Source organism: Paracoccus methylovorus, from assembly GCF_016919705.1.
GTDB lineage: Bacteria > Pseudomonadota > Alphaproteobacteria > Rhodobacterales > Rhodobacteraceae > Paracoccus > Paracoccus methylovorus.
In genome coordinates this window covers 1,139,572-1,160,192 of the sequence record NZ_CP070368.1, presented here as the reverse complement: position 1 = coordinate 1,160,192, position 20,621 = coordinate 1,139,572, and the positions used below count along the sequence as shown (strand labels likewise).

Here is a 20,621-nt window from a genome sequence, read left to right as displayed (position 1 = left end):
TGGCGGTATCGCCGGGAAAGGCGGCAGGACCGGCAAGTCCGCCGCCATATTCAGGACAGTGCCATCAGGCCTGCAACGGCAAACGGCTGCGCACCAAGGCCCCCCAGTATGATACGCCCCAGGCGATGACATCATCGTCGAAGTCATAGCCCGGGTTATGCAGGTTTGCGCTGTCGCCGTTGCCGATGTTGATCATGGCGCCCGGCACCTCGTTGAGCATGAAGGAAAAATCCTCACCGCCCATCGTCTGGGGCATGTCGCGACTGACCCGGCCGACACCGGCCACCGATTCGGCTGCCTGCGCGGCATATTCAGTATGGGCGGCGTGGTTGACCGTCACCGGATAGTGGCGATTGTAATCCAGCCTGCCCTTGGCATTGAAGGCCAGCGCGATTCCTTCGACCATCTGTCCCATGCGGGTTTCGATCAGGTCGCGCACGGATTCGCGCAGGGTCCGCACAGTGCCGGTCAGCCGGACAGAGGTCGGAATGACGTTATGTGCATCCCCTCCATGTACGGTGGTGACCGAAATGACGGCCCCCTCGATCGGATCCATGTTGCGCGAATGAATGGTCTGCAGCGCCTGGATCAACGCGGCCATTACCGGCATGGGGTCAATTGCGCGGTCGGGTTGCGCGGCATGGCCGCCGACGCCCTCGATCTCGATCTCGAAGATATCTACCGAGCCCATGATCGGCCCCTGCGCGATGGTGAACTCGCCGACCGGCAGACCGGGGCGGTTATGCATGCCGTAGACCTCGTCGCAAGGAAAACGCTTGAACAGCCCGTCCTCGATCATGGCGCGCGCCCCTGCGCCGCCTTCTTCGGCGGGCTGGAAAATCAGCACGACGGTGCCATCGAAGTTGCGGGTCTCGGCAAGGCCGATCGCCGCGCCCAGCAGCATGGTGGCATGGCCGTCATGGCCGCAGGCATGCATCTTGCCGGGGGTCTGGGATGCCCATTGCTTGCCGGTCGCCTCAAGAATGGGCAGCGCGTCCATGTCCGAACGCAGCCCGATGGTCCGCCCCGAGATGTTGGTCCTGCCACGGATCTCGGCGACGATACCTGTCTTGCCAAGGCCCTCATGGACCTCGTCCACGCCGGCGGCCCGCAATGCGGCGGCGACCTGTGCAGCGGTGCGCGGCAGATCATACAGCAGTTCGGGGTTGCGATGCAGGTCGTGGCGGAATTCGACCAACTCGTCTATCCGCTGCGAGATCCAGTTTTCGACGGCCATGGCTCTCTCCTCAGGCTTCGGTCTTAATGCGGTAGCGAAAATCGCAATGGCTGGCGCCCTTCATGATGGTCTGGGTGCGAGTCAGCTCCATCTGCGGGTTGTAGCCGATGCAGAAATCTCCATCGCGGTTGCACGACAGCAGGTGGCCAATTCGGCCAAGACCCATCTCGCGATACATTTCGGCGTAGCGGCACCGAGTGACGTTGAACTCCAGCCGTTCGGCCGAGGTATGCAGCATGTCGATTTCAAGCGAGCCGCCTTTGGTCCAGTTCGGCAGGATATCGGCGAAATCCTGTAGGTCGGGGGCGTGATCCAGCCGCGCAGCGAATTCCTTGCCCTGTTCGATGGCCGATTGCGTCACCGCCTCGCCGATGATGGCATCCGCCTCGGGCTGACCCGAGCGGGCCTCGATGACCTCATGGACGTTTTTCAGGATCTGCGCCTCGATCCGGCGGCGTTCAATGATGGGAAGGTCGGTCATAGCAATGGCTTTCGGCTATACTGTGGGGATGTCGGGGGCGGTTCATTTGATTTCCTGCAGGTCCTTGCGCCGCAGCCAGGCCAGATAGCCGGGGGCGATCCTGCGGGCGATGGTGTGGAAGGGCAGGGGGTGCGGGTCCGAGACCGGTAAGGCCAGCGTCTCGACCGGGGTGCCGTTGACGGCGCGGGCCATTTCACGGCCCATCGACACACCCAACGCAACACCACGCCCGTTGCAGCCGATCCAGGTCCACGCATCGGGGCCCAGATTATGGACACGCGGAAAGCGGTCCCATGTCATGCCGATATAGCCGGACCAGACATGGCTCATCTGCTGCGCGCCAAGGGCCGGGAATGCCTCTGCCAGATTGCGGCCCGCCTTTTCCGCTACGCGCCGCGCCACGTCGTGACTGCCGATGACCACGCCGCCGGTAATCAGGCGGCTCTGTGCGTCATAGCGGAAAAAGCGCAGATCGCCGCGCGTGTCCGATACGGCCTGCCGTCCGGGCAGGATTCGGGCGCGCAACGGTTCGGGCACGGGTGGCGTGGACATTTGCCAAGACAGGACCGGCACGATGGAACGTGCCAGACGTCGGGCAAGACCCGGGACCTGTTCACCCGTATAGGCATTGGTGGCAAGGATCAGGTGGCGCGCGCGCACCTTGCAGCCGTTTTGTGCGCTGACTACCCATTGCCCGCCATCGCGGACCCATCCGGCAACTGGAGTTGTCTCGTGGATCACGGCGCCATGCGCTTCGGCCGCGTGGGCCAATCCGCGCGCCGTGGCCAGCGGGTTGATATGGCCCCCGGTGGGGTTCAGCATGCCGCCATACCAGAAATCCGAGCCCAGCAGCGCGGTTGTCTGTTCGCGGTTCAGAAACTCGGCCGGAAAGCCAAAGCGCTGCCATGCCTCGACCCGACGTTTCGAAAGCGCGACGCGGCCCGGGGAGTGGGCGGGCTGGAACCAGCCGGTCTGCTCGGCGGCAGAAAAATCAAAAACATCCTCGCGCCGCAACGTATCGAACAGCACCGAGGCGCTGTTGCCGATCAGCCGGGCAAAGCGTTCGCCTGCCGCACCATAGCGCGCGGCGATGGCATCAGGCTCGGCCGCGGTCATGGTCGGGATCACCTGCCCGTTGTTGCGCCCCGAGGCACCCCAGCCGACGGCCTGTCCTTCCAGCAGGACGACGCTTTGCCCCGCACGGGCCAGCTCCAACGCCGCCGAAAGCCCGGTAAAGCCGCCGCCAATGATGACGCTGTCGGCATCTGCATCGGCAGCCAGCGTCGGGGCAGGGACACGGCCCGGCGCTGTCAATGTCCAGATGGATTGCGGAAAAACAATTTCGGTCATGGCGGGCCTCAGGCTGGTTCGTCAAGGCGGGGCGGCTGCCAGTTCCGCCCGGGGATCGAGCCGAGCAGCGCCTGCGTATAGGGGTGGGCGGGATTGGCAAAAACGCGGGCGGTTGGTCCGGATTCCACGATTTCGCCCTTTTGCATGACGATCACCTTGTCGCAAAGCTGCGCTGCGACCCGCAGGTCATGCGTCACAAACAGCAAGGACAGGTTCAAGCGGTCGCGCAGGTCGGCCAGCAACCGCAACACCTGCGCCTGGACCGATACATCCAGCGCCGAGACGGGCTCATCCGCAACGATAACCCGTGGCTGCATGGCCAGAGCGCGGGCGATACCGATGCGCTGGCGCTGCCCGCCCGAGAATTCGTGGGGATAGCGTTCTGCCGCCGCGGGCGACAACTCGACCAGTTCCAGCAGTTCGCGGGCGCGGGCGCGGGCCTCAGCCTTGGGCGTGCCGTGGACGATGGGGCCCTGTGCGATCAGATCGACCACCCGCTTGCGCGGGTTCAGCGACGCCATCGGGTCCTGGAACACCATCTGGATATCTTTGCGCAGTGCGCGCAGTTCTGCTTTGGACGCGTGGATCAGGTCCTTGCCGTCGATCAGTACCTCGCCGGAATCGGCCTGCAAAAGCCGTGTCACGATGCGCGATACCGTGGTCTTGCCCGATCCGGATTCGCCCACCACACCCAATGTCTCGCCCCGGCGCAGTTCGAAGCTGAGATCCCTGACGGCGGTCACCGCTTTGCGCCGTCCCAACAATAGCCCACCACGCGCTGCAAAGGTCTTTTTCAGATGCCGCGATTGCAGAACGACCGGCGCGTTCGACAGTGGTTTTTCGGGCGGCGGCGCAAGGGCGGGCACGGCGGCGATCAGCGCCCGGGTATAGGGATGCTGCGGGCGGTTCAGGATCTGCTCTGCCGGGCCACTTTCGACCAGATCGCCAAGGCGCAAGACCGCGATGCGATCCGCAATTTCCGCCACCACGCCGAAATCATGCGTGATGAAAAGAATGCCGGTCCCGTGCTTGCGCTGCAATTCCTTGATCAGATGAAGGATCTGCTTTTGCGTGGTCACGTCCAGTGCGGTCGTCGGCTCGTCCGCAATCAACAGGCGCGGGTTCATCACCAGCGCCATTGCGATCATCACCCGCTGCCGCTGGCCGCCGGAAATCTGGTGCGGATAGGCGTTATAGGCCGATTCCGGTTCCGGAATATGCACGTCGCCCAGGATTTCAAGCACCTTGGCCTTGCGCGCCTTGCGGTCCAGGTCGGTATGCAGGCGCAAAACCTCGTCGATCTGCCAGCCCACGGTCTTTTGCGGATTCAGCGCCGTCATCGGTTCCTGAAAGATCATCGACAAACGATCGCCGCGCAGGGCCTGCATCTCGGCCTCGGATTTGGTGACGATGTCGATGCCGTCCAGCAGGATGCGTCCGCCCGTGACCCGCACATGCGGCTCGGGCAGAAGCCGCATCACGGCATTGGCTGCCAGCGACTTGCCTGATCCGGATTCACCGACCAGGCAGACGATCTCGCCGGGGTTGACCACAAGGTTGAAACGTTCAAGTGCATAAGGACGGTCCGACCCCGTGGGCAGAGAGATACGCAGATCCTCGATTTGCAGGATGGGGGTTGCGGTCATTTCTTCTGCCTCGGGTTCAGCGCGTCGTTGAGGCCCTCGCCCATCAGGCTGAAGGACAGCACGGTCAGCAGGATTGCCACACCGGGAATGACCGTGCAGTACCAGTCGGTGCGCAGAACCGCGCGGCCTTGACCGATCATGTTGCCCCAACTGGCATAGTTGGGATCACCCAGGCCCAGAAACGCCAGCGCACTTTCCATCAGGATCGCCGTCGCCATCACTACCGAGGCAAAGACGATCACCGGCGGCAGGGCGTTGGGCAGGATCTCGCGAAAGATGATCGCGGGCGTGCTGACGCCCAGGTTGCGCGCGGCATCGACGAATTCCCGCTTGCGCAGCGACATGAACTCGGCCCGGACCATACGTGCGGGTGCTGTCCATGACACCACACCGATTGCGATGACAATGTTTTCGATGCTGGAGCCGAAGATCGCGACCAGCGTCAGCAGCAGGACAAAGCTTGGGATGGTCTGGAACGCCTCGGTCACACGCATCAGCGCGTCATCGACCCATCCCCCGAAATAGCCCGAGACCGCGCCGATAAGCACCCCGATGCTGATCGAGATCAGCGTGGCGACCACCCCGATCATCAGCGAGATGCGGCTTCCATGCACGATGCCGGCAAGGATGCTGCGGCCAAGTTGATCGCTGCCCAGCGGAACGGCGGGATCAGTCAGCGGGAAAGTCAGCGGATCGACGACGCGGCGCAACGGATCGCCGGGGGCGATGATATCCGCAAACACTGCGGAAATCACGACCAGAGCGAAAAGCACAAAGCCCAGAATAGCGGCTTTGTTGCGCGTGAAGCGGCGCCACATGACCAGCGCGCGCGGCGCTGCGGGTCGGGGGAGGTTGCTGTCTGGCACGGTCATTACAGCTCGATCCTTGGGTCCAGCCATGCGTAGATCAGGTCGGTCAGGATGTTCACCACGACGACGATGATCGAGCACAGGAAGATGATACCCATCAGCGTGTTCAGGTCGCGCTTGACGACCGATGTATAGGCCAGCTGTCCAAGCCCGGGCAGCGAGAAGATGGTTTCGATCACCACCGATCCACCCAGCATGGTTGAGAATTGCAGCCCCAGCAGCGTCACCACCGGCAACAGGGCATTGCGCATGATGTGATGGAACATCAGACGTGAACCGCTGGCGCCCTTGGCCCGGGCGGTGCGCACGAAATCAAGATCCATCACTTCCAGTACGCTGGTCCGCATCAGCCGCATGTAGAACGCCAGATAGATCAGCGACAGCGCCAGCGTCGGCATCACCAGATGGGTGGCGATGTCCAGCCACAGCCTCCACCCGGTGTGAAATGCGCCGATATCCTTGATCCCGCCAACCGGCAACCAGCCCAGCTTGACCGAGAACAGCAGGATCATCAGCAGGCTGAGAAAGAACGACGGCATGGCATAGAACACCAAGCCCAGCGTCGAGATCACATTATCGGTCAACGAATAGGCACGGCGGGCGGCAAATGCCCCAAGCGCCACGCCAAAAACAAAGGCGGCCGACAGCGAACCGACCATCAGCAGCAGCGTGACCCACAGCCGCGACAGCAGCACTTGAGTGACCGACTGTTCATAAACATAAGACCAGCCCAGATCGAATTGGCTCAGTTTGACGAGATAGCGCCACAACTGAACCCAGACAGGTTGATCCAATCCATATTCCTGACGAAGCCGCGCCACGAAGTTGGGATCAGCCCCACCCATATCGCCGACAAGCGCATCAACGGTGTCGCCGGGGGCCAGTTTGATCAGCAGGAAGCTGCTGACGATGATCAGCAGCACCACAGGCAAGGCCTGCAAGATGCGGCGGAACAGGAAAAGAAGGATCGGGGGCATCATGCCTCTGCCTCTGAAGGTGTTTCATGCCGTGCGGCGGAACACGGGCAAGAGGGACTGTCTGGGCGGACCGGGGGTGTCCCGGCCTGCCCAGCCTGTTCGTTTACTCGTCGAGCCACAGATCGTACCAGCTGGAACTGTCCCAACGCGGGGTGTTGTGATGGTTCATCAGCTTCTTGTTGGTGATGCCAAGAAAGGGATGTTCAATCGCGAAGATGACCGGCAGATCCTTCATCGCAAGCTGCTGGATCTGATGATAAAGATCAGCGCGCTTGGCTGGATCCAGCTCGATGGCCGCGTCGTCGATCAACTTGTCCATCTCTGCGGATTCATAGCCGAACTGGTTTGACCATGCGGTGCCCGCAGGCGCCCCCGAGCGCAGCCAGACCGTCGTGGAAACTGCCGGGTCCGATCGGAACTGATGCCAGCCATTGGCCGTGTCGAAGTCGTGGTCGCGATAGACGCCGTTCAGAAAGCCGGGTGCATCGTTGGTCAAAAGCTCGACCTCGATGCCGACTTCTTTCATCGCCTGCGCAAAGTATTCCCCCCAGAGCTGGGTGTATTCCCCCCAGGGCGCTGGGCGATGGCGCAGCTTGAAACGCATACCATTTGCGCCGGCGGGATAGCCGGCTTCGTCCAGCAGCGCCTTGGCTTTTTCGACGTCATAGGCATAGGTCTGCACATCGTCGGTATAGTTTGCATCGCCGACCGAAGGCACTGGTCCACGGCCCGGTTTTGCATGGCCGCGCATGATGTTGCGGATAGCGAAATCAAGGTCCAGCGCATGGTAGATCGCCTGACGCACGCGCAGATCTGCAAGGATCGGATTGCGCAGGTTGAATTCGACCGTCGAGTGGGCGACGTTGTTTTCAAAACCTTCCGAACCCATGTCGAAACGCGGGTCCTGACCAAGACGGTCCATGTCGGCCATCGAGATTCCGATAAAGCCGGATTCCTGCAATTCGCCCGCTTCAAGCGCGGCGGCCGCGGCGGCCTTGTCGGGGATGAAGCGCCAGATCACCCGGTCGAGATAGGGATACTCCGGTCCGCGCCAGTAATCCTCGTTGCGGACGCCGATGATATACTGGCCACGCTCGTATTCCTGGAACTTGAAAGGACCGGTGCCGACGGGCGCCTGATTGTGCGGATTCTTCAGGATATCGGTGCCTTCGTAAAGGTGTTTGGGCACCGGATGACCCAGATCCGGCATGGCGGCGACCAGCAGCTCAAGCGGCATGGGTTTGGAATAGTTGAATACTGCGGTCAGCGGATCCGGGCAGTCGACCGATTCCAGATTGGCCTGCAGGGTCGAGGAATAGTTCAGCAGCGGCTTCCACAATTCCATTGCCGAGAAGGCAACATCATCGCAGCTGAATGGCTGGCCGTCATGCCAGCGGACGCCGTCGCGAAGCTTGAAGGTAATGGCCAGCCCGTCCGGCGACGCAGACCATTCGGTCGCAAGGACGCCTTCATAGCCGTCATAGGTCTTGTCGATCAGCGGCTCCATGAACTTGCCGGTGATCTGATAAACACCCGTCGATGCGCGCAGCGCCGGATTCAGCACACCCTGTTCGGCGTTCATGTGAACGAACGCGGTGCCGCCGCGCTTGACCTCTTGCGACATCGCGGGTGGGGCCAAGGCTGCCACGCAGGCTGCTAACATTAACCGGTTTAGGACATTGCCCATCGTTCTGACCTCTATGTCATCTATTCCAAGGGTTCATACTCGTTGCAGCGATTGCTGAGAAGGTTTCGCGCCACTTTAATGAAAGTCAATAAGAAAATACTACCCATCATGATGAATCTGTGTACTATATCCTATATAATACGATCAAATGAGAATAATCTGTGCGTTCATTTAGGGTAGGCGGGACACTTGTCCAATACATTGGAAGAATCGGGAACAGTTTGGATCACGGGCGCCGGTTCGGGTATCGGGGCAGCCATGGCGCGGCGCTTTGCGCAGGCGGGGTACGCAGTCGCACTTTCGGCGCGCGGCCATGATCAGATCGCGAAAATTGCGGCACAAATCAACGCGGACGGCGGGCAGGCTAAGGCTTTTGCGCTGGATGTGAATGATCGGGAATTTGTAGAGGAATCTGCCAGGAAAATAGCCGGGTGGCGGAATGGAATCTCTGTTTTGTGCAATAATGCCGGGCTGAACACCCCGCATCGACGTTGGGATGACATTGACTTTGCCGAATGGGACGCGATCATCGACACCAATATCAAGGGTGCGATCAATGTCATTGCTGCGACTCTGCCCGTCATGCGGGCCGCAGGAGGGGGCGTCATGATCCACACCTCAAGTTGGGCGGGAAGGTTCAATGCGCCAGCAGCGGGCGTTCCCTATGGTGCCTCGAAACATGCGCTTAGCGATCTGAGCGCAAGCTTGAACGCCGAGGAGGGGAAGAACGGGATACGCTCAACCGCGCTGCATCCGGGTGAGGTGGCAACGCCCCTGTTGCTCAAGCGACCCGGTTTTGATCCTGCGCTGGCCGCGATGATGATCCAACCCGAAGATATGGCGGATCTGGCGCTAAGCGTCGCACGCATGAACCCCAATATCGCCATTCACGAGATCACACTGGCGCCCGTGCGGCGCGCAACCAACTGAAAAGGCTGCCTCATGCCCCATCCCGTAAAAGGCGTCGATCATATCTTTCTGCTGGTCAAGGATCTGGACGCAAGCGCCGAGGCTTATCGCCGCCTTGGCTTTACTCTGTCGCCGCGCGGGACCCATAGTGCCGATAAGGGGACCGCGAATTACACTTTCGTCTTCCAAGAGGATTACGCCGAACTTCTGGGCGTAATCGCGGACACCCCGTCCAGCCGCGAAAAGACCGCGATGGTCGAGCGTGATGGCGAGGGATTGCGCGCCGTGGCCTGCCGTATCGACGATGCCCATGCCGCACGCAAAGCGTTGGCCGCATTGGGAATCAAGGCAAGTCCAGTCGGAGAGTTCTCGCGCCCGCTGCCTTTGCCCGATGGCAGCGCCGGCACGGCAGCCTTCGCCGTCAGCGAGTTTGCTGCCTCGGAGACACCGGCCGGCCTTGTCTTCATGTGCCAGCAAAAGACCAGGGACATGGTCTGGCGTCCCGAACTGCAGTCCCATGCCAATGGCGCTCGCGCGCTGGCAGGAATCGTCGCTGTGTCAGACGAACCAGAGGCGATGGCACGACGATTTGCCCGGCTTTACGCGGCTGGTGCGGTGACGCAAAGCGAGCATGGCGTTTTCGTTACGGCGACCGGGGCGCATTCTGCCTCGATTTATTGCATGACGCCGCAGGCCGCCGCTGCACGATATTCGTCTGATGCGATTGCGGCCACGCCGCAAACGGGCTTTGCGGCACTGCAAGTCGCGGTTGACGATCTCGATCATGCCCGCGCCGCGTTGGGTGCCAATAATATCCCCTTCCATGACAGCCCTGCCGGTATTTGGGTCGAGCCCAGCCTGGCCTGCGGCATGATCCTCGAGTTCGTTCCGGAGTGAGGCTGAAAGGACAAGGCCGTGAAGCAAGCGACCCGTAAATCAGTCTCGACGCGCCGCGGCGCAGACGGTGGAAATTTCGACGAGATAGATCGCCAGATCCTTGATCTTCTACAGGAAAGCGACCGGCCTGTTGCGACGCTTGCGGAAGAAATCGGCCTGTCCCAGACCCCTTGCTGGCGCCGCATCCGCAAACTCGAAGAGGCCGGCGTCATCCGCGGACGTGTCACCCTGGTCGATCCGATCGAGGCGGGGGTCGGGCTGACCGTCTTTATCGCGGTGACGGCTCCCCGGCATGAAATCTCATGGTTGACCCGGTTCCGCGAACTCATCGAAAGCATACCGGAGGTGGTCGAGGCCTATCGCTTGACCGGTTCGACGGATTACATCCTCAAGGTTCTGGTCCCCGACATCCAAGCTTATGACGAAGTATATAAATCCATGATTGAGCGGCTGGACTTTTCACAAATCAGCGCCTCGATCGCGATGGAAGAGTTGAAATTCACGACTGCCGTGCCAACGGCCTACCTGTAGCGCCCCGGCTGGTTCTGCTGAGAAGCTGGGAACAGCAGCCGGCTATGTCGGCGGGCAACAACCGTTTCTATCGGGTGGATGCGGCACGGGCTTGGCTCAAGGCCAATCCCGAAGGACTGCTACCCGCCGTGCCTGCGGTGCAGGTTGCGTTTGGCATCCAGGACTGAAACGATGAACGACATGAAACGTCCGAATATCCTTATCCTGATGGTGGACCAGTTCAATGGGACGTTGTTTCCAGATGGCCCCGCAGAGTTTCTGCATGCGCCCCACCTGAAGGCCTTGGCGAAGCGTTCCGTGCGTTTTGCCAACACCTATACCGCCAGCCCGCTTTGCGCGCCCGGCCGCGCCAGCTTCATGTCGGGGCAGCTTCCCCGCCGGACTCGGGTCTATGACAATGCGGCCGAGTTCTGCTCGGATATCCCGACCTATGCCCATCATCTGCGCCGGGCGGGCTACTATACCGCGCTGTCGGGCAAGATGCATTTCGTCGGTCCCGACCAGTTGCACGGCTTCGAGGATCGCCTGACCACCGACATCTATCCCGCCGATTTCGGCTGGACGCCGGATTACACCAAGCCGGGCGAACGTATCGACTGGTGGTATCACAATCTCGGTTCGGTCACCGGCGCGGGCGTGGCGGAGATCACCAACCAGATGGAATATGATGACGAGGTGGCGTTCAACGCGACGCAAAAGCTTTACGACCTCTCGCGCCGCCAGGACGACCGGCCATGGTGCCTGACGGTAAGCTTCACCCATCCGCACGATCCCTATGTGGCGCGTCGGCGGTTCCGGGACCTGTATGAGGATTGCCCGGCGCTTGCGCCCGAAATTGCACCGATTTCGTTCGATGACCAGGACAGCCATTCGCAAAGATTGATGGAGGCCTGCGACTTCCGGGCCTTCGATATCCAGCCCAATCACGTCCGCCGGGCGCGGCAGGGCTATTTCGCCAATATCAGCTATGTCGACGAGAAGATCGGCGAAATCCTGGACGTGCTGCGGCGCGGCCGCATGGACGACAACACCGTTATCCTGTTCGTCTCGGACCATGGCGATATGCTGGGCGAGCGCGGGCTGTGGTTCAAGATGAGCTTTTTTGAAGGCTCCGCCCGAGTCCCGCTGATGATTGCTGCGCCCGGTTGGGAACCCCAAAGGATTGCGATCCCGACCTCGACGCTTGATGTGGTGCCGACTGTCGCTGCCCTTGCCGGATTGGACATAACGTCGCTTGCGCGCTGGACGGATGGCGAGGATTTGACGCCCCTTGCACGGGGGCAGGGCGGGCGCGGCCCGGTTCCCATGGAATATGCTGCCGAAGGCACCGTCGCGCCCATGGTCGCCTTGCGGGACGGCGATTACAAGCTTTCGCTTTGCCGGAGCGACGCACCCCTGCTTTATAATCTGGCCGATGATCCCCACGAGTTGACGAACCTCGCAACGGATCCCGCTTACGCCGATGTGCTTGTCAGACTGCGCGCGCTGGCCGAGGCGCGATGGGATCTTGGTGCCTTCGATATCGAGGTTCGGGAAAGCCAGGCGCGGCGCCGGGTGGTTTATGAAGCCTTGCGCAATGGCGCCTATTATCCTTGGGATCATCAGCCTCTGCAAAAGGCATCCGAACGCTATATGCGCAACCACATGGATCTGAATGTGCTGGAAGAAAGCAAGCGCTATCCACGCGGGGAATGACCATCGGTCCGGCCTTATAAACTGTGAAGTGCAGGTCATGGAGTTCTTGCTGTTCTCCAGCTTGGAGTTGCGCTTAAACTTCCCAGACGTGCTTCATGTCCAGCGAACAGGAGAGACAGATGCAGATCTGTGCGAAAACCCTATGGGCAACATCGGCGATCATGGTTGGACTCGCAGGAGGCGCCTCGGCAGATCCAGTCAAGGTAAAGGTCTTCATCGGCGCCATGTTCGAGATCGGTGAAAACAGCGGCGACCGGGCAGGAGAGTACCAGCATTGGTATGAACGATACTGGCAGGACGCGGTGCCGCGGGAAATTCCAGGTGCAATCGCGCCAGTGCACTGCAATGACGATGGCGTCTGCGGATCCGTGCTTGGCATGGGCAAGGTCAATGCGGCCGCCTCGATGCAGGCCATCCTGCTGAACCCGGATTATGATTTTTCCAACGCATACTACCTGATCACCGGCGTCGCCGGCACGCCGCCATCCCGCGGGACCATCGGCGATGTGGTCTGGGCGAATTGGCTGATCGACTATGATCTTGGCCACAGATGGGCGCCCGAGGAAGGCGAGCCCGGTGAACCCGTATTCATACCGCGAAAAGGTTATGAGGAATATCGCGTTCATGAGTTGAACCCCGATCTCGTGGCATGGGGTGTTGAGCTGTCTTCGGACGTGGCGCTCACGGATTCCGATGAAGCTCAGACCTATCGGATGCGTTATCCCGATGCGGCAGCGCAAGCCGCGCCTTCCGTTAAGGTCGGCACCCATATGACTGGCGACACCTTCTTCCACGGACCGGGCCTCTCTGCAGAGGCGCAATACATCGCCAAGCTCTACGGGGCCGACGATTATCTTGTCACCGAGATGGAGGACAACGCCATCGCACAGGTCATCAACCGGCTTTATGGCACGGACCGCATTGCGGCGATCCGCGGGTCGGTGAACTTCGATCAGGGCAACCCGAATGAGACCACGCTTCAGCACCTCGATCCTGCGCCGGGCGAAACGGCCGGGGGGTTCGCAGAAACTGTCCAGAATATCGCGCTGGTGGGTGCGCCTTTAGTCGACCGGATCGTGACCGGCTGGGAGGCGTGGAAGGACGGAGTTCCGGCACACTGAATAGCCCCGAGTTTCTCAGACGCGTTCGCGACTCATCATCTGCTGCCGTTCGAACTCGGCGGGTGACAGCATTGCGTTCCTCGCATGCTTGCGTTTCGGATTGTAGAACATCTCGATGTAATCGAACACGTCCTGCCTTGCCTCTTCGTGCGTCCGGTAGGTTCTGCGTCTTATCCTTTCGCGCTTGAGCAGGTTGAAGAAGCTCTCGGCCACGGCATTGTCATGGCAGTTGCCGCCGCGGCTCATCGAATGCTCAAGGTTGTGGGCGCGCAGGAGTGAGCGGGTGAACGCCATTGGTCCGAGAGAGCCCGCGAACGCCCAGTCCATGCTGGTGACTGGCTGCCCTGATCCGAGTGAATCAGCACCTTTGCGCCGCCAGACGGCCATCAGCAAGTCCTGCAGGACGAGAGCTGTGTTTCGACATGTTCTGATCTCCTCGTCCTTGGAGACCAGCAGACGTCAGATCGTAGCTTCCGTCACTGTCCGATTCTCGGGGAGGTGCTCAGATACGCTGCGGTTCTTGTTGATTGCGGGCCATGTGTCTTAGTTAAAATCCACCTCACCCCATGACGGAATGACTGGATTCGGCGTTGATGTGTCGCTTTCGGCTATAGGTTGCCAGATTGATCTGCCGTCCGGTTTTCTCAAGTGTAAACCGCAATGGGTCAGCGTCGTGATCATGCCCTTCTTCGGTATGGGTGATGAGATGGGTCATCAGCTTACCCACGACCGGCGCCATTTTGAATTGGTTGCCGGAAGTGCCGCACGCCATATAAAAGCCCGGTAAGCTGGTCTTATCGTAGATCGGCAGCCAATCATCCGATGTATCGTACAACGCAACTAAGCCACTGGCCTGACCAGGAATGTGCAATTCAGGAAGGCGCATGGCACCACGCATGACGATGGTTGTCCATTGATCGGTGAAACGAGTATCCACCGCATCGGGATCATCTACCCATTCATGGCTGTCGCAAGCCGGATCGGTAGAGCCAAGGCAGATCCCCACCGGATCGGGACGAGCGTAGAATTCGGAATCCAGATCGGCCACCACCACACCGTCATGCCGATAATCCATGTTCACCGGGCCAGGGATATAAGCTACTTCCTGACGGTTGGGACGAGTGGTGATGGTCATGTCGCCCGTCACGCCTGCCATTCGATTCAGTCCCGCTGACCATGGCCCGCCTGCGTTTACGACGACATCCGCTGCCAGCAGCTCGCCATTCGCCAGCCGAACTCCCGAGACATGTCCATTTACAACCTCGAATCCTTCGACCGTCGTGCGGAAACGGAAAGTCACACCCTCGCGCTCGGCGGCCCATTGCAGGTTTTGCGCGGCGAGTTTCGGATCATTCACATAGCCCGCCTGCGGGAAGAATACAGCGCCGCCAACCAGTTCATCATTCGGTTCACCGAAATCGGGATGGTCCATCAGCTTGGCTGGGCCATAGGAATGAAGGTCTGCTTTGGGAAGATAGTGATGGATGCCCTCGGGCGGCAGGCGTTCGTAAACGCCACCGATCTGATCCATTATCTCGGTGATTTTCTGCATCGCCTGCCCCTCGCCGCGATAAATCACCAGCGTGCCGGTCTCTTTATAGGCAGCAATCGGACGATCGGCAGGAAGATCAACGTAACCCGCCCAATCCTTCCAATATGTCCAGCCTTCCAACGCCATGGCACAGGTCTCCATCACCGAATAATTGATGCGGATCACGGCGGAGGAGTTCGATGTCGAGCCATAACCCGCCTCTGGAGCCTTATCGACGACGGTCACGCGCCAGCCCGATTTTGCCATCTCATAGGCAATCGCCCCACCGATGATGCCCGCGCCGATGATAACCACCTGTTTCATATTCCGGTTTCCCAATCCTGCCGTTCGCGGCCTACCGCCTTGATTTGACCTGATGCTATACGCAGGTTTCAGTGTCGAGCAACTCAGCTAACCTTCGAGCTGCGACAGGCCAGCTAAACAATCTCCGGCACAGGGGATGCAATCTTTGGCATCGCTTCCACCTCGCAGCACCTACTGGCGCCGACTTTCAGGAAATGGCTCTGTCCCGGTCATCCCGGCGCGGGGCCTTTTTTGCGTCTAGCAAGGCGCTGAAAAAGGTCGCTGCGGAGAACGGTTTCCCCGCACCTCCGGCTTGAGGTGGCGTTTTGCGCAGGGGAAAGGCAACCTTCTGCCTCAAGCGGCGAGCAGTTTTGGCAAACTGGCCAAGTTGCAGGCCACTATCGCCATGGTGAAGCGGGCTCGCACACGCTCTATACCGCGATACATGGTCTGTGCCATGCCGCCGATGGTCTTTGCCCAGCCGAAAGGTTCAGCCGATATCGCATTCAATCGCGCGTCACGCCGTGCTCTTTCGCCGGCGCCTCGATGGTCTCGCCCATCTGCCAGCGTGTCCACAGGTCGCTCATATCCTCTCCTTCTGGTCGCGGGGGTGGGTGCTGCGCAGCCAGTCAGTCTTACCGGCAGGCTTTGTCTTGTAGTGTTGTGGGCGACGTTCTATGTCTGCCGCTAGGGCCATCTGGCCGCGGGCATATTGCCGGTGCTGTTTGGGGAATTGCGATTCGAGCGCCGATAATCGCCACCAGACGGCGATCCAGCGATAACGCTCCGGCGCAGATGCAGCCTTACGCTCTCGCTCTGCCGCCTCGATCATCGCCTCACGGACACTCATTGCGCGCATTGGCGCTTCCTTTCCTCTGCCTCCATCTGCGCCGCCTTGATCCGCAGCCTCCGGCTTTCGGCGGCGGGGATCGCTATAGTTAGCTGCCCGTGCTCAATAAGCAGCCGGATCACCTCTCGGTGTGGCATCTCCCGTCCAGCCATCGCCTCGATCTCGCCCATCCGACGCATCATCGCGTCAATGCGATTGCTTTCGTCGAGATCTTCTCGCGACACGCGGCTCATGCTGTCATTTCTCTGTGGATGGGTGATACAAAAGGCCAAGCAAGCCATTGAATTCCTGTGGGCCGAATCTGGCGGGTGATACGGCGCATCTCACTGATTACATGCGGGTCTTTCGCCCCTGCTGGGGTCGCCAGATCTTTTTTAGTGCATTGATAAACCAAGTTGTTTTTACTCTGGGTTCGGCATTGTGTTGAGTTCACAGGTTTGATACTTATCCGAATGGAATAATCTTATCGGATGGGTGTGGCGGCTGAATTGCCGCTACACTGGGCGTCATCTCTTGGACGGTGATAGCTCATGTACACAATCGATCTGCGCTGCCGTTAGTCGAGATATCTACTGGGGCGGGCAGTCCGAAATATCACAGGCAATATGGCTCGGGCCACACGGAAGAGACCGCGATGATCGAGAAGAACGGAAAGATTCCCCTGCGCTGGTGGGACCACAAGAAGAATTTCGGCGATTTGCTCGGCCCTTGGCTTGCCGAAAAAATGACCGGCAAGGAGGTCTTCTGGGCGCAGCAGAACGAGCCCCATTATATGATCATCGGGTCTATCATAAAGAAGGTCAGTCCGCCCTCGGTCGTCTGGGGGCCGGGCGCTTTTGGGACCGAGGGGCCCAAGATCCTGCAGCGGCAGCCGAAATACCTTGCCGTGCGGGGCCCGTTGACCCGTTCCAAACTGGTCATGCATGATATCGAATGCCCGCGGGTGTATGGCGATCCGGCATTGCTGACTCCGGATTACTACCTGCCCGACGTCCGAAAGAAACACAGGCTGGGCGTGGTGCTGCGCTGGTCGGAGCATGCGCGCAAGAGAGAGCTTCGCAAACGCGGCATCAAGGTCATCGACCTGCTGACCGACAAGATCGAAGACACCATCGATGCCTTCCTGTCTTGCGAGAAGATCATTACGACATCGCTCCACGGGCTGATCATCGCCGACGCTTACAATATCCCAAATGCCTGGCTGATCGCCGATACAGGTGCCGGCAAGGAATACAAGTTCTGGGATTACCTGATCTCTGTCGATAAGTGCCGCGCACCTGCCGATCTTGACATCAAGACCCCGTATTGGACCGAGCAGCGCCTGCTGCGCGAGTTCCATTTCGATGACCGACCAATCAAGATCGACTTGGATCTGCTGCGCGCGACCTGCCCGCTGCTGAACCGCACGCCCGCGATTGAGGAGGCGGAAGCCTGCGCAATGGCACTTGGCGTCAGTGACCCCGAAATCGTGGACCAGCCTCGCGCTGCTGTAGCCCGGCGCGAAACTGCTTTGCAGGAAGGCGCGACCTTGGTTGGGGAAGGCGTCTGACGGGGTCTCGACAGCGGCTTCTGTCGCTTACCGACGAACTGCTGCGGGGCCTTGGCATCTTGGTCCATGGCCACGCTCGGGCGCTGAGCTTTAACCTAGGGCCGGCCTCGGCTGGAACGCCCGTTTTCGCGCCGAGCGAAAGGGTCCGTCCCCTTCTCTGACAACGTCTCGCGACAGGGAATTAACGCCCTGCCGCGAGTTGGGTCCTTCTGGGGCCTTTTCAGGCCAAATCCCGCACCTTGGGCTCGCGATCCCAATAGCGCAGCTTGGCCGCATCGGGCAGCCCGTCAAGATCGGTGACACCCTGATCCGGCTGGACGCCTGCCTTGTCCAAAAGTGCCTTGGCTTCCTCAGTCGTCCCGATCGCTTTCAGATGGGCAAAGGCATCCGCAACAAAGCTCACGGCGGCGGCGTCCTGCGCCAGCTTGGTTGCGGCTTCGGCTGTCAGCACCAAGGCTATCGCATCGAACAGGACCGAGGGCGATCCGGCAAGTTGCCCGTCCGCCTTCATCATGCCACCTGAGACCGGGATACCGCCAACTTTTGGTGCAATGGTAAAGACCGTGCCCCTCTCTGCCTCGATTGCCCGTTTCAACGCCTCGATCCGGGCCTGATCCGAGCCCTCGGCGAAGAGAATTGCGACCTGACGACCTTCAAGGGTCTCTCGCCATTTCTTCTGGATCGACAATGCGTCTGAGGGCTCCAGATCAATCGGCTGCTGGAAGGGCGCCACCGGGTCAGGCAGTTCCATCGCCAGCCCGGTCGCAACGCGCTTGGCCAGATCCTCGTGCAGCACATGAAGCTGCGAGAGCATTCGCTTGCGCACATGCTCAAGCGAAACCTTGGACAGTTCGAAGACCATGGCCGAGGCGATATGGGCCTGCTCGCTGGCCGTCATCGAATTCCAGTACATGCGCGGCTGGCTGTAAAAATCACCAAAGCTTTCCGCGCGGACCCGCAGCTTGGGGCCGCTTACCTCTTGGGGACGGGTGACGAAACCCGTGCTAAGGGGGCGAGGGCCCGGGTCTTCGCCCGCTTCGTCCAAGCTGTTGGGTTCATAGTTCGCACGGCCCCGGGGGACATGCGTCTGCATCATCCCGTCGCGCTGCATGTTGGCAAAGGGACATTTGGCGGCATTGATCGGGATCTGGTGGAAATTCGCGGTCCCCAGCCGCGATTTCTGTGTGTCGAGATAGGAAAACAACCGCCCCTGCAACAGCGGGTCGTCGGTAAAGTCGATGCCCGGCACGATGTTCGAGGGCAGGAAGGCGGCCTGTTCGGTCTCGGCGAAGAAGTTGTCCGGGTTGCGGTCCAGAACCATGCGGCCAATGACCCGCAACGGCACCACCTCTTCGGGGATCAGCTTGGTCGCATCCAGCACGTCATAGGGCAGGCTGTCGGCCAGTTCCTGATCGAAGACCTGCACCGCGAAATCCCATTCCGGGAAATCTCCTCGGGTGATCGCCTCCCACAGATCGCGGCGGTGATAGTCGTTGTCCGCGCCCTGAAGTTTTGCCGACTCGTCCCAGATCAGCGACTGCATCCCCAGCTTGGGCCGCCAATGAAATTTGACGAAGCTCTCCTTGCCCTCGGCGTTGACCAGCTTGAAGGTATGGACGCCGAACCCTTCCATCATGCGCAGGCTGCGGGGAATGCCGCGGTCGGACATGGCCCAGATCAGCGTGTGCAGCGTTTCCGGCATCAGCGAGATGAAATCCCAGAAGGTGTCATGGGCCGAGGCCGCCTGAGGATAGGCCCGGTCGGCCTCCATCTTGACCGCATGGATCAGGTCGGGAAATTTGATCGCATCCTGAATGAAAAAGACCGGGATGTTGTTGCTGACCAGATCCCAGTTGCCTTCGTCGGTATAGAACTTCACGGCAAAGCCCCGCACGTCGCGCGGGGTGTCGACCGATCCGGCCCCGCCCGCCACCGTCGAAAAGCGCGTAAACACCGGGGTCTTTTTGCCTTTTTCGGCAAATAGGCTGGCGCGGCTGAGTTCGGGGATCGGGTCGGTGCATTCGAAATAGCCATGCGCGGCCGAGCCGCGGGCATGGACGATGCGCTCCGGGATGCGCTCGTGGTCGAAATGGAAGATTTTTTCGCGCAGGATGAAATCTTCCAGCAGCGTCGGTCCCCGATCACCCGCCTTGAGGCTGTTTTCGTTGTCCGAGAGCGGGGCGCCGAAATTCGTGGTCATCGCGGATGTGTCGCCACGCGCAATTTGCTGGCGCTCGCCGCCGTTGCCTTGCTTTGTTTCATAGAGTTTTTCGTCAGCCATCGTCCTGCCTTCCGAAATGGGGTTGGGATGGAGCCGGAAGAGCGGCCGGGCATCATGCCGTCCCGGCCGCTGAGGGTGTTTCCGGTTTACTTGCCGGATTTGCCTGCCTTGTTGACAGCGGTCACCGCCAAGGCCGTCAGCTTGTTATTGGCCGCCTTTTCTTCATCCAGGATCGAGGAGAGCAGGTTATGGGCCTCTTCGTGATCCAGAACTTTCGCCCATTCGCGAAGGGTACCGTAACGCGCGATCTCGTAGTGTTCCACGGCCTGTGCAGCACCGATCAAGGCGACGTCCAAGGCCGTGCCTGACGCCTCTTCCATCAGACCATCGGCCTCTTTCAGCAGCCCTTCCATCGCGTCGCATTTTTCGCCTTCGGGTTTCAGGCCAAGAGACTGAAAGACCTGATCCAATGTCTTGACGTGTCCCTTGGTTTCCTTGAGGTGCTCGTCGATCGCGGTTTTCAGTTCAGCGTTTCCGACCGCCTTCGAGACTTTGGGCAGCGCCTTTACCAAGGCGTTTTCCGCCCAATAGATGTCGTGCAGGGTGTGTTCGAAAGCTTCTTGCAGGGTTTTCATCGTTAAGGTCCTCAGTAATGAAGTTCGCCGTTACCCGGCGTCCCCTACACAAGTCCGCGATTTGATTTTTGTTCCTTGGGGATGTTTTTTGCGTCCGAACGCACGGGTTCGTGAAGGCAAGCACAGGGCGTT

Annotated in this window: 19 protein-coding genes and 2 pseudogenes; 7 read left to right on the top strand and 14 right to left on the bottom strand. The window is 60.2% G+C overall.

From position 1 onward, the window contains the following. Positions 1 to 64: 64 nt before the first annotated feature. The 7 genes from JWJ88_RS05840 to JWJ88_RS05810 all read right to left on the bottom strand — a co-directional run bounded on the left by JWJ88_RS05840 (position 65) and on the right by JWJ88_RS05810 (position 8,208). Entirely contained in the window at positions 65 to 1,237 is a 1,173-nt protein-coding gene (locus tag JWJ88_RS05840; protein ID WP_205293189.1) for a M20 aminoacylase family protein, read from the bottom strand. A 10-nt stretch (positions 1,238 to 1,247) separates the two neighbouring features. Beyond that, the gene (locus JWJ88_RS05835; RefSeq protein WP_205293188.1) at positions 1,248 to 1,718 is read right to left on the bottom strand and encodes an L-2-amino-thiazoline-4-carboxylic acid hydrolase; all 471 of its coding nucleotides are present in this window, start codon (positions 1,716 to 1,718) and stop codon (positions 1,248 to 1,250) included. 42 nt (positions 1,719 to 1,760) lie between these two features. Beyond that, positions 1,761 to 3,068: an NAD(P)/FAD-dependent oxidoreductase gene (locus JWJ88_RS05830; RefSeq protein WP_205293187.1), complete on the bottom strand. Its 1,308-nt coding sequence runs from the start codon at positions 3,066 to 3,068 to the stop codon at positions 1,761 to 1,763. Positions 3,069 to 3,076: 8 nt separating this feature from the next. Further along, positions 3,077 to 4,714, bottom strand: a complete 1,638-nt coding sequence (locus tag JWJ88_RS05825) for an ABC transporter ATP-binding protein (protein WP_205293186.1) — start codon at positions 4,712 to 4,714, stop codon at positions 3,077 to 3,079. Further along, positions 4,711 to 5,586 carry an ABC transporter permease gene (locus JWJ88_RS05820; protein WP_240200106.1) on the bottom strand — a complete coding sequence of 292 codons (876 nt, stop codon included), beginning with the start codon at positions 5,584 to 5,586 and terminating at the stop codon, positions 4,711 to 4,713. Before JWJ88_RS05820 ends, JWJ88_RS05825 begins: the two co-directional genes overlap by 4 nt. Next, complete coding sequence (locus JWJ88_RS05815) at positions 5,586 to 6,560, bottom strand: ABC transporter permease (protein WP_205293185.1); 975 nt, start codon at positions 6,558 to 6,560, stop codon at positions 5,586 to 5,588. Before JWJ88_RS05815 ends, JWJ88_RS05820 begins: the two co-directional genes overlap by 1 nt. Positions 6,561 to 6,663: 103 nt before the next feature. Beyond that, entirely contained in the window at positions 6,664 to 8,208 is a 1,545-nt protein-coding gene (locus JWJ88_RS05810) for an ABC transporter substrate-binding protein (protein ID WP_205293184.1), read from the bottom strand. 297 nt (positions 8,209 to 8,505) lie between these two features. On the opposite strand from JWJ88_RS05810, the gene JWJ88_RS05805 reads away from it, so the two are divergent. The 6 genes from JWJ88_RS05805 (at position 8,506) to JWJ88_RS05785 (ending at position 13,400) form a co-directional block, all read left to right on the top strand. Further along, a complete protein-coding gene (locus JWJ88_RS05805; protein ID WP_205293183.1) occupies positions 8,506 to 9,177 on the top strand; it encodes an SDR family oxidoreductase in 672 nt (223 codons plus the stop codon). 12 nt (positions 9,178 to 9,189) lie between these two features. Beyond that, positions 9,190 to 10,053 carry a VOC family protein gene (locus tag JWJ88_RS05800; protein ID WP_205293182.1) on the top strand — a complete coding sequence of 288 codons (864 nt, stop codon included), beginning with the start codon at positions 9,190 to 9,192 and terminating at the stop codon, positions 10,051 to 10,053. 18 nt (positions 10,054 to 10,071) lie between these two features. After that, on the top strand, positions 10,072 to 10,584 hold the full coding sequence (locus JWJ88_RS05795; protein WP_205293181.1) for an Lrp/AsnC family transcriptional regulator: 513 nt from the start codon (positions 10,072 to 10,074) through the stop codon (positions 10,582 to 10,584). A 44-nt stretch (positions 10,585 to 10,628) separates the two neighbouring features. After that, entirely contained in the window at positions 10,629 to 10,751 is a 123-nt protein-coding gene (locus JWJ88_RS21965) for a hypothetical protein (RefSeq protein ID WP_256439678.1), read from the top strand. Between the two features lie 13 nt (positions 10,752 to 10,764). Then, complete coding sequence (betC, locus tag JWJ88_RS05790) at positions 10,765 to 12,279, top strand: choline-sulfatase (RefSeq protein WP_205295132.1); 1,515 nt, start codon at positions 10,765 to 10,767, stop codon at positions 12,277 to 12,279. Between the two features lie 119 nt (positions 12,280 to 12,398). Then, a complete protein-coding gene (locus JWJ88_RS05785; protein ID WP_205293180.1) occupies positions 12,399 to 13,400 on the top strand; it encodes a purine-nucleoside phosphorylase in 1,002 nt (333 codons plus the stop codon). Positions 13,401 to 13,415: 15 nt separating this feature from the next. Here the strand turns inward: JWJ88_RS05785 and JWJ88_RS05780 are convergent. The 5 genes and pseudogenes from JWJ88_RS05780 to JWJ88_RS05760 all read right to left on the bottom strand — a co-directional run. Then, positions 13,416 to 13,808 (bottom strand): annotated as a pseudogene (locus tag JWJ88_RS05780) (IS3 family transposase); the annotation flags it as partial. A gap of 151 nt (positions 13,809 to 13,959) precedes the next feature. After that, positions 13,960 to 15,255, bottom strand: a complete 1,296-nt coding sequence (locus tag JWJ88_RS05775; protein ID WP_205293179.1) for an NAD(P)/FAD-dependent oxidoreductase — start codon at positions 15,253 to 15,255, stop codon at positions 13,960 to 13,962. Between the two features lie 333 nt (positions 15,256 to 15,588). Then, positions 15,589 to 15,795, bottom strand: a pseudogene (locus JWJ88_RS05770) (IS5/IS1182 family transposase); the annotation flags it as partial. Positions 15,796 to 15,817: 22 nt separating this feature from the next. Then, on the bottom strand, positions 15,818 to 16,093 hold the full coding sequence (locus tag JWJ88_RS05765) for a hypothetical protein (protein WP_205293178.1): 276 nt from the start codon (positions 16,091 to 16,093) through the stop codon (positions 15,818 to 15,820). Continuing rightward, the gene (locus tag JWJ88_RS05760) at positions 16,081 to 16,317 is read right to left on the bottom strand and encodes a hypothetical protein (protein WP_205293177.1); all 237 of its coding nucleotides are present in this window, start codon (positions 16,315 to 16,317) and stop codon (positions 16,081 to 16,083) included. Before JWJ88_RS05760 ends, JWJ88_RS05765 begins: the two co-directional genes overlap by 13 nt. Before the next feature lie 401 nt (positions 16,318 to 16,718). Between JWJ88_RS05760 and JWJ88_RS05755 the strand changes: the two genes are divergently transcribed. Continuing rightward, positions 16,719 to 17,633, top strand: coding sequence for a polysaccharide pyruvyl transferase family protein (locus JWJ88_RS05755; protein ID WP_205293176.1), 915 nt, complete (start codon positions 16,719 to 16,721; stop codon positions 17,631 to 17,633). Between the two features lie 220 nt (positions 17,634 to 17,853). Here the strand turns inward: JWJ88_RS05755 and JWJ88_RS05750 are convergent, their stop codons facing one another. Both JWJ88_RS05750 and JWJ88_RS05745 read right to left on the bottom strand, forming a co-directional pair. Continuing rightward, positions 17,854 to 19,914, bottom strand: coding sequence for a catalase (locus JWJ88_RS05750; protein WP_205293175.1), 2,061 nt, complete (start codon positions 19,912 to 19,914; stop codon positions 17,854 to 17,856). A gap of 86 nt (positions 19,915 to 20,000) precedes the next feature. Then, positions 20,001 to 20,489 carry a YciE/YciF ferroxidase family protein gene (locus JWJ88_RS05745; RefSeq protein WP_205293174.1) on the bottom strand — a complete coding sequence of 163 codons (489 nt, stop codon included), beginning with the start codon at positions 20,487 to 20,489 and terminating at the stop codon, positions 20,001 to 20,003. Positions 20,490 to 20,621 lie beyond the last annotated feature (132 nt).